12 protein-coding genes and 1 pseudogene are annotated in these 15,386 nt (G+C 58.8%); 6 read left to right on the top strand and 7 right to left on the bottom strand.

Translation table 11 applies throughout. From position 1 onward, the window contains the following. Nucleotides 1–173 precede the first annotated feature (173 nt). Nucleotides 174–959 carry an acyl-CoA dehydratase activase gene (locus tag BCS36_RS00645; RefSeq protein ID WP_291301004.1) on the top strand — a complete coding sequence of 262 codons (786 nt, stop codon included), beginning with the start codon at nucleotides 174–176 and terminating at the stop codon, nucleotides 957–959. A gap of 194 nt (nucleotides 960–1,153) precedes the next feature. Continuing rightward, a complete protein-coding gene (locus tag BCS36_RS00640; RefSeq protein WP_291301003.1) occupies nucleotides 1,154–2,293 on the top strand; it encodes a double-cubane-cluster-containing anaerobic reductase in 1,140 nt (379 codons plus the stop codon). A gap of 141 nt (nucleotides 2,294–2,434) precedes the next feature. On the opposite strand, the pseudogene tnpA reads toward BCS36_RS00640, so the two are convergent. Then, nucleotides 2,435–2,890 (bottom strand): annotated as a pseudogene (gene tnpA / locus BCS36_RS00635) (IS200/IS605 family transposase). Between the two features lie 389 nt (nucleotides 2,891–3,279). Then, complete coding sequence (locus BCS36_RS00630) at nucleotides 3,280–4,335, bottom strand: NAD(P)-dependent alcohol dehydrogenase (RefSeq protein ID WP_291301002.1); 1,056 nt, start codon at nucleotides 4,333–4,335, stop codon at nucleotides 3,280–3,282. Between the two features lie 556 nt (nucleotides 4,336–4,891). Here BCS36_RS00630 and BCS36_RS00625 point away from each other — a divergent pair. Next, nucleotides 4,892–6,646 carry a methyl-accepting chemotaxis protein gene (locus BCS36_RS00625; protein WP_291301001.1) on the top strand — a complete coding sequence of 585 codons (1,755 nt, stop codon included), beginning with the start codon at nucleotides 4,892–4,894 and terminating at the stop codon, nucleotides 6,644–6,646. 93 nt (nucleotides 6,647–6,739) lie between these two features. Here the strand turns inward: BCS36_RS00625 and yedF are convergent, their stop codons facing one another. Next, complete coding sequence (gene yedF, locus BCS36_RS00620; RefSeq protein WP_291301000.1) at nucleotides 6,740–7,348, bottom strand: sulfurtransferase-like selenium metabolism protein YedF; 609 nt, start codon at nucleotides 7,346–7,348, stop codon at nucleotides 6,740–6,742. A gap of 100 nt (nucleotides 7,349–7,448) precedes the next feature. Here yedF and BCS36_RS00615 point away from each other — a divergent pair, with 100 nt between their 5' ends. Further along, entirely contained in the window at nucleotides 7,449–9,128 is a 1,680-nt protein-coding gene (locus tag BCS36_RS00615) for a bacteriohemerythrin (protein ID WP_291300999.1), read from the top strand. Nucleotides 9,129–9,654: 526 nt separating this feature from the next. Here BCS36_RS00615 and BCS36_RS00610 read toward each other — a convergent pair. The 4 genes from BCS36_RS00610 to pdxS form a co-directional block, all read right to left on the bottom strand. After that, nucleotides 9,655–11,487: a GNAT family N-acyltransferase gene (locus BCS36_RS00610; protein ID WP_291300998.1), complete on the bottom strand. Its 1,833-nt coding sequence runs from the start codon at nucleotides 11,485–11,487 to the stop codon at nucleotides 9,655–9,657. A 26-nt stretch (nucleotides 11,488–11,513) separates the two neighbouring features. Further along, nucleotides 11,514–11,972: a TraR/DksA C4-type zinc finger protein gene (locus tag BCS36_RS00605; protein ID WP_291300997.1), complete on the bottom strand. Its 459-nt coding sequence runs from the start codon at nucleotides 11,970–11,972 to the stop codon at nucleotides 11,514–11,516. A 209-nt stretch (nucleotides 11,973–12,181) separates the two neighbouring features. Beyond that, nucleotides 12,182–12,760, bottom strand: a complete 579-nt coding sequence (gene pdxT, locus BCS36_RS00600; RefSeq protein ID WP_291300996.1) for a pyridoxal 5'-phosphate synthase glutaminase subunit PdxT — start codon at nucleotides 12,758–12,760, stop codon at nucleotides 12,182–12,184. A 1-nt stretch (nucleotide 12,761) separates the two neighbouring features. Then, nucleotides 12,762–13,643, bottom strand: a complete 882-nt coding sequence (pdxS, locus tag BCS36_RS00595; RefSeq protein WP_291300995.1) for a pyridoxal 5'-phosphate synthase lyase subunit PdxS — start codon at nucleotides 13,641–13,643, stop codon at nucleotides 12,762–12,764. 119 nt (nucleotides 13,644–13,762) lie between these two features. Between pdxS and BCS36_RS00590 the strand changes: the two genes are divergently transcribed. Beyond that, entirely contained in the window at nucleotides 13,763–14,704 is a 942-nt protein-coding gene (locus tag BCS36_RS00590) for a hypothetical protein (protein WP_291300994.1), read from the top strand. Then, the gene (locus BCS36_RS00585) at nucleotides 14,701–15,366 is read left to right on the top strand and encodes an HAD family hydrolase (RefSeq protein WP_291300993.1); all 666 of its coding nucleotides are present in this window, start codon (nucleotides 14,701–14,703) and stop codon (nucleotides 15,364–15,366) included. The genes BCS36_RS00590 and BCS36_RS00585 overlap by 4 nt, the downstream gene beginning before the upstream one ends. Nucleotides 15,367–15,386: the final 20 nt, after the last annotated feature.

Genomic DNA, 15,386 nt, shown 5'->3' with positions numbered 1-15,386 from the left:
TGAATTTCTGAACAGCGCCCTGGTATTTTATCAGAAGGCGGTTCAGAGATTCCGCCGGTTCTTCTCCTTCACAGCGCAACCCCGCCGCCAGCGGGGCTTTTTTTGGCCTTTACGCCGGATGCGCCCACGTGCGGACAACCCGACGGACGCTCGTTGCGCACAGGAGAAAAACAATGCTTTCAGCCGGAATAGACGTAGGCTCTGTGGCCGCCAAGGCCGTGATCTTTGATTCTGCCGCCCGATCCGTGGCTGGCAGCGCCCTGCTGCCTACGGGGTGGAACACGCGCGAGGCTGGCGAGGCGGTTCTGGACGCCGCCTGTCGCGAGGCTGGCGCAAGCCGCCAGGATCTCGGGCAGGTCGTGGCCACTGGCTACGGGCGCATCGCCCTGCCCTTTGCGCAAAAAACCGTTACTGAAATCACCTGTCACGCCAAAGGGGCCTCGTGGCTTTTTCCCGGTTCCGGCGTTGTGCTCGACATCGGCGGGCAGGACAGCAAGGCCATCAGCCTGGATGAAAACGGCGGCGTGCGCGACTTTGTCATGAACGACAAATGCGCCGCAGGCACAGGGCGTTTTTTGCAGGTGCTGGCAGGCATCCTGGGCATGCCCCTGGATGAACTGGGCCAAACCGCCGCCAATGGCGTGCCTGTGCCCATATCAAGCATGTGCGCCGTCTTTGCTGAAACGGAGATTGTAGGTCTTCTGGCACAGGGAACCCCGCCCGCCGATCTGGCGGCCGGGGTTTTCGTGTCCATAGCCAGACGCATGCGAGGCCTTGCCCGCCGCATCGCCTTTACCGGCCAGTGCGTGTTTACAGGAGGCCTGGCCACCAGCCCCGCCTTTTGCGGTTTTCTTGCCCAGGAGCTCGACATGCCCGTGCAGGTGCCGGAACAGCCGCAACTGGTAGGAGCGCTGGGCGCGGCCCTGCTGGCAGCCCAAAGGCTTGAACGAAAAAAATAAAAAATACTGATTAAATAGCCTCTTGGAAACGCGCAGTTGTTTCGTTTGGCAAGGCGCGATCTTTTTTTGAAGCAGGAGTGGACTCTTCCGTCCTCGACTGTTTCAAAAAAAGTGAAGCAACGCCGCCAAACGGAATAAATCAGCGTTTCCCAAAGAAAAGTCCGGCCACTCAAGGCCAAAACAAAGGAGCAGTCATGAAGTGCGCCAGTTTTGACAAAATCACCACCGCTTTTGAAAAAAATGTGCTCAACCTTACGGAGGCCAAGCAGAACGGCAAAAAGGTCGTTGGGCAGTTCTGTCTGTACTCGCCGTCAGAAATCGCGCTGGCCGCCGGGGCCATTCCGGTTTCTCTCTGCGGCACCAAGAACGACTCCATCCCGGCGGCGGAAGAAATCCTGCCCCGCTCTCTCTGCCCCCTCATCAAGAGCAGCTTCGGCTTTGCCCTCAAGGACAGCTGCCCCTATCTTGCCGCCGCCGACATCGTGGTGGCCGACACCACCTGTGACGGCAAGAAAAAAATGTATGAGCTGCTGGCGCCCTACAAGCCCATAGCATTGCTGCAATTGCCGCAGATTCAGGACAATGACGCGCTGAACTACTGGCGCAACCAGTTTGAGGGTCTGGTGCGCCGCCTTGAGCAGGAATTCGACGTAAAGATCAGTGATGCAAAGCTGCGTGACGCCATCAGGCTCATGAATCGCGAACGCCTGGCGCTCAAGGCCGTCATGGATCTGGCCCAGCGCAAACCCTCGCCTGTCACCGGCGTGGAACTGGTGGAGATCGCCTTCAAAACCTCCTTCTTTCCCGACAAGGAAGTGGGCATCGCCATGCTGGAAGAGCTGGCGGAAGAAATGGGCCGCCTGGCCGACGCGGGCCAGGGCGCAACCAGCCCCGAAGCCCCGCGCATTCTGCTGACCGGAGTTCCCGTGGGCCTCGGTTCGCACAAGGTTGTGCGCCTCATTGAAGAATGCGGCGGCAGCGTCGTATGCCTGGACAACTGCTCTGCCTACAAAAAAACCCGCGTCATGATGGAAGAAGACGGCGACCCGCTGACCGTCATGGCCCGCCGCTACCTTGACGTGCCCTGCGCCGTCATGTCGCCCAATCCCAACCGTTACGTCGCCCTGCGGCAGATGACGTCCGACTTTTCTGTGGATGCCGTGGTGGACCTGACCTGGCAGGGCTGCCAGACCTATGCCGTGGAAGCCTGGACCCTGAAAAAATTTGTGCAGAATGACCTGGGCCTGCCCTACCTTCAGGTAGAGACCGACTACTCCGAAACCGATACCGAACAGCTCAAGGTGCGCGTCGAAGCCTTTTTGGAAATGCTGTAAGCCTCCAGAATATTTTCAGTTTGAAATCAGCACCACCCGCATAGCGGGTGGTTTGCTCTGGCCCTGTAAGGGCCTGTTGCCGGCTGCGCCTAAAGACGCTGGCTTTCACTGCGTTCAATCCCAGTGCCATTGTCGCTTTGGCTACCCCTTGAAGGGGTCTTGATACTCGCGCGTACTCAACTTATCTTGCAAAATGTCATGCTTCTCCTGCTGCTGGATATATTTTCTGATCGTTGCCTCGTTGAGTCCGACTGTGCTGACATAGTATCCTTCGGCTCAAAACTTTCTGTTGCCGAACTTGTACTTAAGGTTTGCGTGGTTATCAAAGATCATCAGTGAGCTTTTGCCTTTCAAATACCCCATAAAACTCGATACGCTGATCTTTGGCGGGATACTCACCAGCATGTGTATATGGTCTGGCATCAAGTGCCCTTTTAAAATCTCTACCCCTTTGTACTTACAAAGACTCTGCATGATTTATTTTATACTATCGCGCAGTTGTGCGAATATTATTTTTCTTCGATACTTAGGGGTAAACACGATATGATACTTGCTCAGCCATTTTGTGTGAGCTAAGCTTTGGGCCTTGGTTCCCATAACAAAAACACCCTTCTTTAAAAATTACGATGAGCTTGAACAACTTCATCGTACAGGAAGGGTGTTTTTGTGTGTATAACACTTTGTCCCCACCCGCATAGCGGGTGGTTCTCTGTTTCGCGCGCTGGCGCGCTCAACTGGCTAAAGCCATAAAAGAAGAGCGCCCGCCCTGCCTGACAGGCAGAAGTCGGGATGGCGCTCCCTTTCTATAATATCTAGCACTGACTGCTGACAGGCTCGGCGCAACCTGCCTTTGAGGATATGACTTCTCGAAGATCAGAGCCCGCCTGGAGCATTGCATCTTTGGGAAAGGTTAAATGCTCCAATGCTGCACGGGAGTGCAGTCCGCCCGTCACACAGCCGTCAGGGCAGCCTCAACATGAAACTGCCTACAGAGTGACCACAGGCTTGATAAGATCGCGCGGCTTGTCCTTCATGAGCATCAGAGCCTCTTCCATCCTGTCAAAACCGTGGAAGCGGTGCGTGATCAGCGGCGCGACGTCAAGACGCCCCACCGCGAGCATGCTGGCCAGTTTTTGCATGCGCAAACGCCCGCCCGGCATCAGGCCTCCGGCTATGGTCTTGTGCCCCATGCCGCAGCCCCATGCCGCGCGTGGAATCCTCACATACTCCCCCGAACCCAGATAATTGACGTTGCCGATGCGGCCGCCCGGCTTGAGCACCTTGACCACCTCGGCAAAGGTATCCACATCGCCGCCTGCGATAATGGCCTTGTCCACGCCCTGACCGCGCGTGAGGCTTGCCACCTGCGAAGCCAAATCCCCCTGCCGGTAATCGATGATCTCTGTTGCGCCGTATTTTCTGGCGGCCGCAACACATAAGGCCCGCGAACCCACAGCATATATTCTGCCCGCACCGCGCAGAGCTGCCCCCGCCACCGCCATAAGCCCCACTGGGCCAACGCCCACAACCAGCACGGAATCCCCGTACTGCACATCCGCCAATTCAGCGCCGTGCAGTCCTGTGGGCACCATGTCGCTCAACATGACCGCTTCGGCGGGGTCCATGTCTGAGGGCAGAAGGGCAAGATTGCCATCCGCATCGTTTACATGAAAAAGCTCGGCAAAAACGCCGTCCTTGAAGTTGGAAAACTTCCATCCTGCCAGCATGCCGCCAGAATGCATAGAGTAACCTCCCTGAGCTTCCAGCGAATTCCAGTCAGGCGTGATGGCAGGCACAATGACCCTGTCGCCAGGCTTGAAGTCGCGCACCAGCGAACCCACTTCCACGACCTCGCCCACGGCTTCATGGCCGAGTATGAGGTTATGCCTGTCGCCCAGCGCCCCTTCCCATACCGTGTGTACGTCAGACGTGCAGGGGGCGACCGCCAGGGGCTGAACCAGCGCGTCCAGAGGGCCGCACTTGGGAGCATCTTTCTCAATCCAGCCAACGGCGTTCAACTGAAGCATCGCTAACCCTTTCATGATAGTCTCCTTTGGCATTGGCCACGGGGTTTCAATTGATTGCGTATTCAATCTATACGTCTAGGCTGGCAATTCCAAGTTATTTTTTTCACATTTATTTTTATATTAATAATTTCAGAATGATATATAAACATACCTTTACACTATGCAAAATATGATTATTTGGTTAAACAAGTAGCCGCACAGGTTATACGCGCCCCATGGCGCGTCACAGGTTTACGCCTCCCGAACGCGGGCCATCCCTACGGCTGGGCGCGTTCGGAATATCGGCGGAGCGGTATATAGCTTGGCCTTTTTTTGGCCATAGTTGGTATTGATAACTAACAGCATGGAGTTATTGTAGCTTTTATCCGAATCAATGCAGCAAATGCATAGCACTCACATCATTTTTCTATAATTTATAGACTAGTGCTATGTAAATGTTGTTTTGCACAAAGCTAATTTTATGTAACAGTATTCGGGTAATCTGTTTTATTGCTGTCTACAGCTACCGACTTTTGCCTCAACGCCAGGTTATCACAGACATATATGAAAATACTTAAAGGTGGACACATCAATGAAACTCAGCAGTAAAATGATCCTGTCCTTTTGTGGGGTCATTCTCGTCATGCTCGCCCTTTCCGGGGTTTCCATGAAAAACCTGACTGACATCAATAATAATATTGAAGACGTGGATAAATCATGGCTGCCCGCTGTCATCGCCATTCAGGGCATGAACCAGCAACTCTACGCCGTGCGCGCCGATCTTTTGACCATGATGCTGCACGATCAGCCCGACGAAATAACGTATTACAAGGATCGCATTAACGAGACCCTGAAGGGTCTGAAAGAGAACGGCGACAAGTACAAAGCCCTGCTCGCCGTGCACGACAGCTCTGCCGACAGCAAGGGCAGACAACTTTTTGAAGAAATCATTTCTTCCCTGAACACAATATCCGGCATTCGCGGCAGAATCGTCGCCATGGTGGACAAGCGTGATCACGGACAGGCCTTAGCCATTTACGACAATGAGTACCGGGTCCTTTTCAGAAAGCTCATGGCCCTGTTTGATGAAATCGTGGTCCTGAACGTCAGGGGCAGCAGCGATGCCAGCCACAACGCCTTCAACATTGTCGAAACCTCGCGGACTACGGCCATTGTTCTGACCCTGGCCACCATTGTCATCAGCGTTTTTCTGGTCTTTTTCCTTACGCGCTCGGTCAACAGGCAGTTGGGCAAGGACCCCGGCGAACTGAACATCCTCGCCCGGCGTGTTGTGGACGGCGACTACAATGTGGACGACGGCAAGCCCAAGACGGGCGTATTCGCTTCGCTCGTGGCCATGGTCGACGCCCTGAAGCAGCATATTGAAAACGCCAGGCGTGAATCGGCCAATGCTCAGGAACAGTCGAAAAAAGCCATGGAGGCTATGGAGAAGGCCGAAGCCGCCAGCATGGAGGCCAGGCAGAAAACCCAGGCCATGCTTCAGGCAGCCGAAAGACTTGAAGAGGTCGCCCAGATAGTGAGCACGGCATCTACCCAGCTTTCAGCGCAAATCGAGCAGTCTGACCGCGGCACCGCCGAAACCTCGCAACGGTTGACGGAAGCCGCCACTGCCATGAACGAAATGAACGCCACCGTGCAGGAAGTGGCCCGCAATGCCGCGCAGGCATCCACGGCCTCGGCCGAAACACGGCAAAAAGCCCAGGATGGCGCGGACATAGTGAGCCGTTCGCTGGACAGCATCAACCATGTGCACCAGTCCTCCCTGCGTCTCAAGGAAGACATGGCCCTTCTCGGCTCGCATGCGCAGGACATAAGCCGCATCATGGGCGTCATTTCAGACATTGCCGACCAGACAAACCTGCTGGCCCTCAATGCCGCCATTGAGGCCGCCAGGGCGGGCGACGCCGGACGCGGATTTGCTGTGGTGGCCGACGAGGTGCGCAAACTGGCCGAAAAAACCATGGCCTCGACGCAGGACGTGGGGGCGGTCATAAATGCCATTCAGCATAGCACCGCCGCCAGTATGGAGTCTGTCGACAAGGCCGTGCAGGAGGTTGACCGCGCTGCCGAGTTCGCCAACCAGTCAGGTTCGGCGCTTGAGCTCATCGTATCCACGGTGGACGCCACCGCCGACCAGGTCAACGCCATCGCTGCGGCCAGCGAAGAGCAGTCCGCAGCCAGCGAAGAAATCAACCATACCATTATCCAGATCAACACCATGTCGCTCCAGACGGCGCAGGCAATGGAAGAAGCCGCCAAAGCCGTGTCTGACCTGGCCGCGCAGGCCCATGGCCTGACCAGCCTTATCAGCGACATGAAAGCATAACTCCAGGCGCACTGTTGCCCAAAGAAAAACGGCATGAAGTTCTTCATGCCGTTTTTCTTTGTCAGCACGGTTCCCGCCCGTGTCGCGCGAGCCTCAGGGACGGATGATCTTGTCCGCCATATCCATGCTGGTCACGATATCCAGCATGTTGGACGTCTCGCCCACGGCCTTGGCCTCCAAAAGGCCGTAGTGCCCAAGGCAGGCGCCGCACACAAGAATGGATACGCCCTGCTGCGCGAGCTTTTGCAACGAATCCAGCGCCGGGCCAGGACGGGCCGTCAGCTTGACGCCGCCATTGACAAGCACCAGCCGCCACAGCCGCGAGCCCAGTTCCGGCAACGTGGCCAGAAAGTTCTCCATAAGTTTTGTGCCCAGCGTGTCGTCGCCACGGCCCAGGGTTTCAGTGGTTATGAGTACAAGAGTGCGCAAATCCTGCTCCTGCCCATCCCGCGCCTCGGGCGCGGCCAGCACGCTGGCCCCGGCAGCCGCTGCATCCACGGCAGCACGGATGCGCCACTGCTGCGGCCCTTCCTGGGTGGCGCTCAGCGTGTACCCTCTGCCCTGCAGAAAGCGCTGCACGTTTTCCAGGGCTGGCTCGTTATCAACCAGCACTTCCAGGCATTCCACTCCGTTATCCACAGCCGAACGGCAAAGGATGACAGGTTGCGGACAGGCAAGCCCCAGACAATCAAGAAATTGCATAATATCAGCCCCTTTGGTGACAATTGGTTTTATTTACTTTTTCTGCTGTTAAGCGTAATTATAAAACTACCGATAGGCAAGTAAACCAAGGCAGGTAACTATGGGAATCTTGCTGCAAATCATCATCCTGTGCTCCCTCATCGGCCTGGCCGTTGTAAGCGACAGTAGAGCCGCGCAATGGGGTCTTCTGGCCCTGGCGGCCCTGTGCGCGCTGGCTGATGCGGCCCTTTGGCTTGCCCAAAGAAACAGAGCTCAAAAACTGCGCGAACGCACTGATGCTCTTTTTGCTGAAGACAATCCCGCACGTCAGGGTGATGAAGTACAGCGAGCTGAATACTGCCTGACCCATTTGCGCGCTGCTGAAAGCAGCCTGGCTGAAGACGCCTCTGTCATTGAAGAACTGCGGGCCGAGGTGGCAAGGCTGCAAGCAAAGATCAATGACATTGAAGAAGAAAAAGCGGCCATACGCAACAAGTCTGACCGTGGAGCCATGGTGCTGCACAAGGCGCACACCGTGTGCAGAAACCTGTCTTCGGAAGTGCGTGAGCTGGCAAGCCTCGTGAGCAAGGTCAGCACGGGCGTTCAGGTGCAGCGCGATCACCTCACCGAGACCAGCGGCTCAATGGAAAAGGTTGCGCAAACCGCCCAGGAATCTTCACACAGAGTGCGCGAGCTTTCAGAAAACGCGCAAAGCTCCAGCGCCAGCGCCGCCACAGGCGAACGTGAAGTGGAAGGCGCGCTGACCTCCATCGAAAAGCTCAAGGACACCATCGTTCATCTCAAGCAGGCCATGGCCGACCTTGGCACAAAGGCCAGCAACATCGGTCAGGTCATGTCGGTCATCAACGAGGTTGCCGACCAGACCAACCTGCTGGCGCTCAACGCCGCCATTGAGGCCGCCCGCGCGGGCGACGCCGGGCGCGGTTTTGCCGTGGTGGCCGACGAGGTGCGCAAACTGGCTGAAAAAACCATGGGCGCCACCAAGGAAGTGGAAGATGCCGTGCACGCCATCCAGGAAGAGACACGGCGCAACGTGCTTACCGTGGACAAGGCCGCCCAGCTCAGCGTGGACGGAGCCGAGCAGGCTTCACGCGCGGGCAGCGTCATGCGCGACATCCTCCAGTCCATCAACGACACCGCCGAACATCTTCTGATCGTGGCCAGGAGCGCGCAAGAGCAGTCGCAGCACAGCACCGACACCACAAGCGCGCTTGGTGAAATCCGCCACGTGGCCGAGCAGAACGCCCAAAGTATGGAAACCTTCACAGCCGCCCTGCTCGGCGTTCAGAGCGGCATGGAAGAGCTTGACATGATTGTCAATGCCCTGGTTTCCGGCGATTACGAGCAGGCGACCTCCGACAAATTCGTGCAGTGGACTCCCAAACTTGACCTGCATGTGCCCATGGTGGACAAGCAGCACAGGCTGCTGGTGGACTATATCAACGAACTGTACACGGCCATGGCCAATAACCGTACGGCAGGCGAGGTGCAGAAAATCCTGCGCAAGCTTCGCGACTATACGGCCACGCACTTTGCGGACGAGGAAAAAATGTTCACCGCCACAGCCTATCTGGGCGCTGCCGAACATATGAAAATCCACAGAAAGTTCGTGGCCAAGCTGGACGAGGTTGAGGAACAGCTCAAATCCGGCACAGCCACTGTGAGCATGGACCTACTGACCTTCCTCAAGGACTGGCTTGTACAGCATATCATGGGCACTGACCCCACCTATCTTCCCTACCTCAAAAAAGAAGATATGGAACCAGAGCAGATCCACTAGGGCGCTTTCACCCTGAAAAACTCTGGCGTTGCGTGAGCATGCGCCCACCGACGCGCAGAAATTCAAATCACCGCAGGCCGTCCTGACACAATGTCGGGGCGGCCTGCGGCTTTACCTGGGGGATGAGAGGAGGGTCTGGAGATCTGAAATTTTTAGGAAAACGCTGACTTATTCCGTTTGGCGGCATTGCTTCACTTTTTTTGAAACAGTCGGGAACGGAAGAGTCCACTGCTGCTTCAAAAAAAGATCGCGCCTTGCCAAACGAAATAACTGCGCGTTTCCAGGAGGCTCTTTAATCAGTGCTTCCTTAGAGCAAGTTCACTTTGAAAAAGTTCATTTGCTCCAGTATACGGCGCATGCGCCTTGTGCCCGCACTGGCGCGCGCCATATCGGGCGCGCCGTATTCCTTGCAAAAACATTTTCACAAAGGCGGTCTGCGCCCTGGAGCGCCGCAGCAAACCTCGCCCGACGGCGAAGGCGCGTGGGTCAACGCCTCTTCTTGGGTCAACGCCTCTTCTCCGGCCGCCTATATGCCGCACGCGCCGCCACGCAGGGCGGCCATTCCTTCTTCGCCAAGAAAGCGACGCAACTGCTTTTCCGGCGCGTTAAGCAGGTCCACAACCAGAAGCGCGTCCAGGGTGCCGAAGGCCCTGTCTTCGTGAAAGGCCGCTATGCGCCCTCCCAGCTGCAGATAGTGCTTAAAGAGAATGGGCAGGCTGCGTCCGCCTTCCATTTGGCGCACCACGGTGTTGACGCCGTTATACTCCATCTGCCGGGCAAAGGGCAGCTCACTGCGCAGATGACGGGGTTTACGCCCTTGCACCAGGGCCGCCAGGGGAGCATGCCAGTGGCGCAGCCGCAGATGCCGCCACAAAAGATCCACTGACTGGGGCCTGTAGTTCAGCCCTATGCTGGCCGGGCCAAAAAGCGTGCGCGCGCCCCGCTGCAAGGCCAATTGGGCAATGCCCTTCCAGAGCAGCATCAGCGGCGCGTATTCCCGTTGATATTCAAGGCAGACAAAAGCCCTGCCAAGTTCAAGCGCGTTGCCGCACTGGCGGAAAAAATCCCGATCATAGCGAAAGAGCGAGGCCGTATAGAGACTGCTGCGTCCGCAGCTGGCGGCATCTTCGGGCCGCACCAGACGCGCCCGGTAGGAACCGGCCAGGCACTGGGCCTCCTCATCCACGAGCAGCAGGTGTTCGTACTGGGGATCATAGCGGTCAGTGTCCCTGGCCTTGCCCGTGCCCTCGCCCAGAGCGCGAAAGCTTTCCTCGCGGCGGCGCGTCACTTCGTCCAGCAGGAGTGGGCATTCGCTGCCGCGCAGCGCGTACACACTGTACTTGCCTTCCCTGGCCAGAACGCTGCTTTCGGGCAAAGCCGCCAGAGCCGCCATGAAGTCCTGCTGGTCCGCGCCTTCGGCCAGCGGAGCCTGCCACCGGTCGCCTGGGGTTTTTTGTGAGATGACGGAGCCTTTGCGGGGAGCCAGAGCTTCACGATACATGCGCAAACAATGGGTGCGCTGCTCGTGGTCAAGGCCGGCAAGGCTCTGTTCTTTCAAGGCCTCCCCCACCCGCAGCATCGCGCGGCTCCCGCGTTGCCGCCAGAGAACGCGCGGCAGCAGGGCCGTGGCAAGGCCTTCGTGCAGGAAGGCGGCGGAAAGAAAGAAGGGATCGGCGCTGGCCTGCACGTGCAGGGGAACGTAATGGACGCGGGACGCCTCCTCCCCGCTGCCCTCTTTTTGCCGCCATTCGCCAAGGCGGCTCAAAAGCTCCGTCCAGGGCTGCTCTTCAAGCCCCGCTCCGGCGCGCCAGCGGGCCACCCTGCCAGCGGGAAAAATCCCCAAGGCTCCGCCCCGGCGCAAATGCCTGATGGCAATGCGCAAGGACGCGCCGTTGGCCGTCCTGTCTTCGCCCGAAAGGTCAAGAGGCAGCAGCATGGGAGCCAGAGGAGTCAGCTGGGGCAGTTGCAGCAATTTGGAACTGGCGAGTATTTTCAGATCAGGGCGCGCCCTGCCGCACAGCGCGGCCATTATCAGGCCGTCCAGAGCGCCTGTGGGATGGTTGGAATAAAAAATCACCGGCCCTTCGGCAGGGATGCGGGCCAGATCCTCCCCGGAGCAGCACACGTCAACGTCCAGCTGCGTCAGGCTGGCTGCGGCCCAGCTGTGCGGGGCGTCGCAGACAGGCAGGCGCAGCGCGGCCCGCTCCAGTGAAGCCAGACCAGCCAGGCTGCGGCCAAAGGCCCGCATCTGACGGTTCAGGTCGTCGGCCAGTCGTCGCAGGGGCGAACGGCCGGGGCCGCCTCTGCCTGAAGGTTCCCGCCCCGGCGCCAGGGGTAGCAGGTCTGTGGTTCCTTGCATGGGGATCTCCTGATTGTTAGCCGTGTTCAGCAGAAACGGGCCTCGGGTGCGGCGCATGCGTCAAATCCTGACAACGGCCCTGAAGCTGGCCCCGACGCCGACCACGGCGCGGGCCAGGCCGCTGACGCGCTTTCACTCTGCCCCGCCAGGGGGCAGGCAATACTTTCCATCTGCTGCTGGCAGTAGAGGCAACGCGTGGTGCCCGGAGCCGCCAGCAGGCGCTCAAGCGGGATGTCGTCGCCGCAGTCGGCGCACTGGCGGGGGCCATTATGCTGCAAAAGATGCAATAGGCTCTGAAGGTCGCGGATGCGCTGGGCGCTGCGGCGAGCGCTGCACTGCGCCAGGTGGGCAGCCTCCAGATGGCTGGCCGCGTCGATCTCGTCGGCGAAATGCTGGGCCTGAAATACGGTGCGCAGCTGGCCCATACGCTGCAATTCGTCGGCAAGTTCTTCCTGAAGACGCCTGAGCATGAGTGTGGTTTCCATAACTGCCTCCCCGGGTTTTCCCGGTGGTTGAACTGTTGTTCTTGAGGCAGTATGCATGCCCATTTTGGCAGCAAGGTGTCGCCCATGTTAAATCGTGCGGCACGTTGACGGCAAATTGAGGAAAAAAATCCAGGGCAGAAAAATAAAAAGGGAGGAACGCCAGACGACGTTCCTCCCTTTCAAAACAGGAAGGCTGTTATTTCAGACGGCTACTGGCCGAGCATGTTCAGAAAGTAGCTGTGCAGGCGCGTATCCGGCGTCAATTCCGGATGAAAGGACGTGCCCAGAATATTGTTCTGGCGCACGGCCACGGCCTGCCCTTTGACTTCGGCCAGCACTCTGACCTCCGGCCCCACGCTGATGAGCACGGGAGCGCGGATGAATACCGCCGGAACAGGGTCGGGGCCGACCTCAGGCATGCTGAGTTCGGTCTCAAAGCTGTCCACCTGACGGCCAAAGGCATTGCGCCGTACGGTGGCGTCCAGCACGCCGAGGCGCGGCTGGTCCGAGTTTTCAATGGTGCGGCACAGCAGGATAAGCCCGGCGCAACTGCCGTAGACGGGCATGCCCTGCATGATGCGTTCGCGCAAAGGCTCCAGCATATGCCACTCGTTGAGCAGCTTGCCCATGGTGGTGCTTTCGCCGCCGGGAATGATCATGGCGTCGATGCCGTCCATATCCTTGAGCTGGCGCACTTCGCGAGCCGCCACGCCCAGCCTGGACACAGCGGACACATGTTCACGAAAGGCCCCCTGAAGAGCCAGAACACCCACGCAGCGTGCGGCCATCTTACCAGCCCCGCTCCTGCATGCGCTCACCGGAAGGAATGGTGGAAATTTCAATGCCCACCATAGGTTCGCCCAGATCGCGGGATATTTCGGCCAGCATGGCGAAGTCCTTGTAGTTGGTCACGGCCTGCACAATGGCTTTGGCGCGCCTGGCCGGGTCGCCGGACTTGAAGATGCCGGAACCCACAAAGACGCCGTCGCAGCCAAGGTGCATCATCAGGGCCGCGTCAGCCGGGGTGGCGATGCCGCCAGCGGCAAAGTTGACCACAGGCAGGCGGCCTTCTTTGCGCACAAGCAGGCACACTTCAAGGGGCGCGCCGATTTCCTTGGCAAAGTTGGCGACTTCGGCTTCGGGCAGGCCGCAAAGCACACGCACTTCGTTCATGACCTGGCGGCAATGACGCACGGCCTCGACCACGTTGCCGGTGCCGGGTTCGCCCTTGGTGCGGATCATGGCCGCGCCTTCGGCGATGCGGCGCAGGGCTTCGCCCAGGTTGCGGCAGCCGCAAACGAAGGGCACGGTGAAGTCGCGCTTGTCGATATGATATTTGTCGTCAGCGGGAGTAAGAACTTCGCTTTCGTCAATGTAATCCACGCCCATGGCTTCAAGGATGCGGGCTTCCACAAAATGGCCGATGCGGGCTTTGGCCATGACCGGTATGGTGGCCACTTCCATGATTTTTTTGACAATGGTGGGATCGGCCATGCGGGCCACGCCGCCAGCGGCGCGAATGTCCGCAGGCACGCGTTCCAGCGCCATAACAGCACAAGCCCCGGCCTCTTCAGCAATCTTGGCCTGTTCTGGAGTGGTGACGTCCATAATCACGCCGCCTTTCAGCATTTCCGCAAGGCCTGTCTTCAGGCGGATGGTCCCCTGTTCCATGTTTCTACTCCTTCTGAGCCGGGTCCGCCGGCGAGGTATTGGCAGTCTACCGCTCACGCTGCGGCGTTGCTGGGGTGCTATATATGTCATAAGCGCTCATCTGACAATACATCACAACCGTGACGCTGCCCGGCTTGCGCTCCGGCCCGGCTCTGGATATGCTGGGGTCGTCCAAAGGAAATATAATGACCACACCTACCCCCTGTGTACGGCTGCCTTTTTTGCGCGGCCCTCTGTCTGTCTCCGGCCCGGAGGATGCCGACGCCGCAGCCGTGTCTGCCGCGCATCCCGGCGCTGGGGCGGCTCTGCTGCTGTGGCCGGGCCTCCCGCAAGCTCCGCTGGAGGGCGTATACTGCCCGACAAACTACCCGTTCGGCCAGCGAGAAGCCGCCGTCTGTCTTGAAGACCTGCGGCAGATGGGCGACGCCGCGCTTTCGGGCCTTCCCGTGGGCGCCACAGCGACGGCCAATCCCCGCGCTGCCCGCCGCGCCTCCGAAATGGCGCTTTTGCGCGGCCTTGACGGCGCGGACACCGAGGCCGCCCTCAAGGCTGAAGCCGCCCGCAAGCAACGCATCGAGCTCGAGCAGGCCCAAAAGGCGCTTCTCTGGGCATGGCTGCAGGAAGAGCGCATGGGCGAGCTGGCCGACATGGCCCGCGTCCTTGCGCAAAAATCCGGCTCGTTCACACGGTCTCTCGGCGTAGAGGATGAAGACGCCGACGAACTGGCCGCTTCCGGCGGTTATGCGGGCGCAGGCATTCTGGGCGCGCCCGTTTCGCTGGATCTCGGCCTCATGCCGCCCTGGCGGCTGGTTGTGGCCAATGCCATGTATTTTCTGCCGCCGGACATGCCCATTCTGGCCGAAGGCCCCATGGCGGAAGACCTGCAGGAAGCGCTGGATTTCGCCCACGCGGCTTCGGCACAGGCCCCCGCCGCTGCCCCGGCACACGCCGCTCTGCTCTGCGCCCGCGCCCCGGCATGGCGCGCCATGGGCCGAAGCCGTCCCACGGGTGCGCAGCCGCTGGATGTGGAACGCCAGTGGCTTGTGAGGGCCGCGTCATGAGCCGTCTTTTCACCAATGGCCTTGCGGGGGTCATATTTGACTGCGACGGCGTCATTGTGGATTCGCGTGAATCCAACAACGTTTTCTACAACCGCGTGCTTGAGCACTTCAATCTGCCGCCCATGACGCCAGAGCAGGAAAAATTCTGCTTTATGGCCACAGCCATGCAGGCCCTGCTGCACATTGTGCCGCCGCATTTGCATAACCAGATAAGCTATGTCACCAGTGAAGTGGTCAACTATCAGCGCGATATAATGCCCATGCTGCGCCTGCAACCAGGGTTTGTTGATTTCATTGACTATCTGCGTGACAAACAGGTACGCATGGCTGTGCATACCAACCGCAGGCTCGAGGGAATACAAACGGTTCTGGACATTTTTGGCCTGCCCTCCTATTTTGATCCTGTGGTCGCAGCTGATACGGCAGCGCCCAAACCTTCGCCCGAAGGCACATTGCGGATATGCTCCACATGGCAGACCCCGCCGGAAACCGTGCTTTTTGTGGGCGACAGCGAGCATGACAAGGAAACGGCCCAGGGGGCGGGCGTGGTATTTGCCGCATTTAACGGCGGCGCTTTGCGGGGACAGATCACAGCATCTGATTACGCAGACCTGCGCGTGGCCCTGGATGACGCACTGCCAAGAAGCAGCGCCAGGATATGAGGCCCGGCCCCGCCGGGGCC

The organism is Desulfovibrio sp. MES5, assembly GCF_002237645.1.
In the GTDB taxonomy this organism is placed as follows: Bacteria; Desulfobacterota; Desulfovibrionia; order Desulfovibrionales; family Desulfovibrionaceae; genus Desulfovibrio.
This window is presented reverse-complemented; position numbering and strand designations above follow the sequence as displayed.

Bases quoted from the DNA above. Each gene is read 5' to 3' on its own strand.
- BCS36_RS00605 (WP_291300997.1), bottom strand. From the start codon at position 11,972: ATGGAAACCACACTCATGCTCAGGCGTCTTCAGGAAGAACTTGCCGAC.
- BCS36_RS00585 (WP_291300993.1), top strand. From the start codon at position 14,701: ATGAGCCGTCTTTTCACCAATGGCCTTGCGGGGGTCATATTTGACTGC.
- BCS36_RS00610 (WP_291300998.1), bottom strand. From the start codon at position 11,487: ATGCAAGGAACCACAGACCTGCTACCCCTGGCGCCGGGGCGGGAACCT.
- pdxS (WP_291300995.1), bottom strand. From the start codon at position 13,643: ATGGAACAGGGGACCATCCGCCTGAAGACAGGCCTTGCGGAAATGCTG.
- yedF (WP_291301000.1), bottom strand. From the start codon at position 7,348: ATGCAATTTCTTGATTGTCTGGGGCTTGCCTGTCCGCAACCTGTCATC.
- BCS36_RS00630 (WP_291301002.1), bottom strand. From the start codon at position 4,335: ATGAAAGGGTTAGCGATGCTTCAGTTGAACGCCGTTGGCTGGATTGAG.
- BCS36_RS00615 (WP_291300999.1), top strand. From the start codon at position 7,449: ATGGGAATCTTGCTGCAAATCATCATCCTGTGCTCCCTCATCGGCCTG.
- BCS36_RS00640 (WP_291301003.1), top strand. From the start codon at position 1,154: ATGAAGTGCGCCAGTTTTGACAAAATCACCACCGCTTTTGAAAAAAAT.
- BCS36_RS00645 (WP_291301004.1), top strand. From the start codon at position 174: ATGCTTTCAGCCGGAATAGACGTAGGCTCTGTGGCCGCCAAGGCCGTG.
- BCS36_RS00625 (WP_291301001.1), top strand. From the start codon at position 4,892: ATGAAACTCAGCAGTAAAATGATCCTGTCCTTTTGTGGGGTCATTCTC.
- pdxT (WP_291300996.1), bottom strand. From the start codon at position 12,760: ATGGCCGCACGCTGCGTGGGTGTTCTGGCTCTTCAGGGGGCCTTTCGT.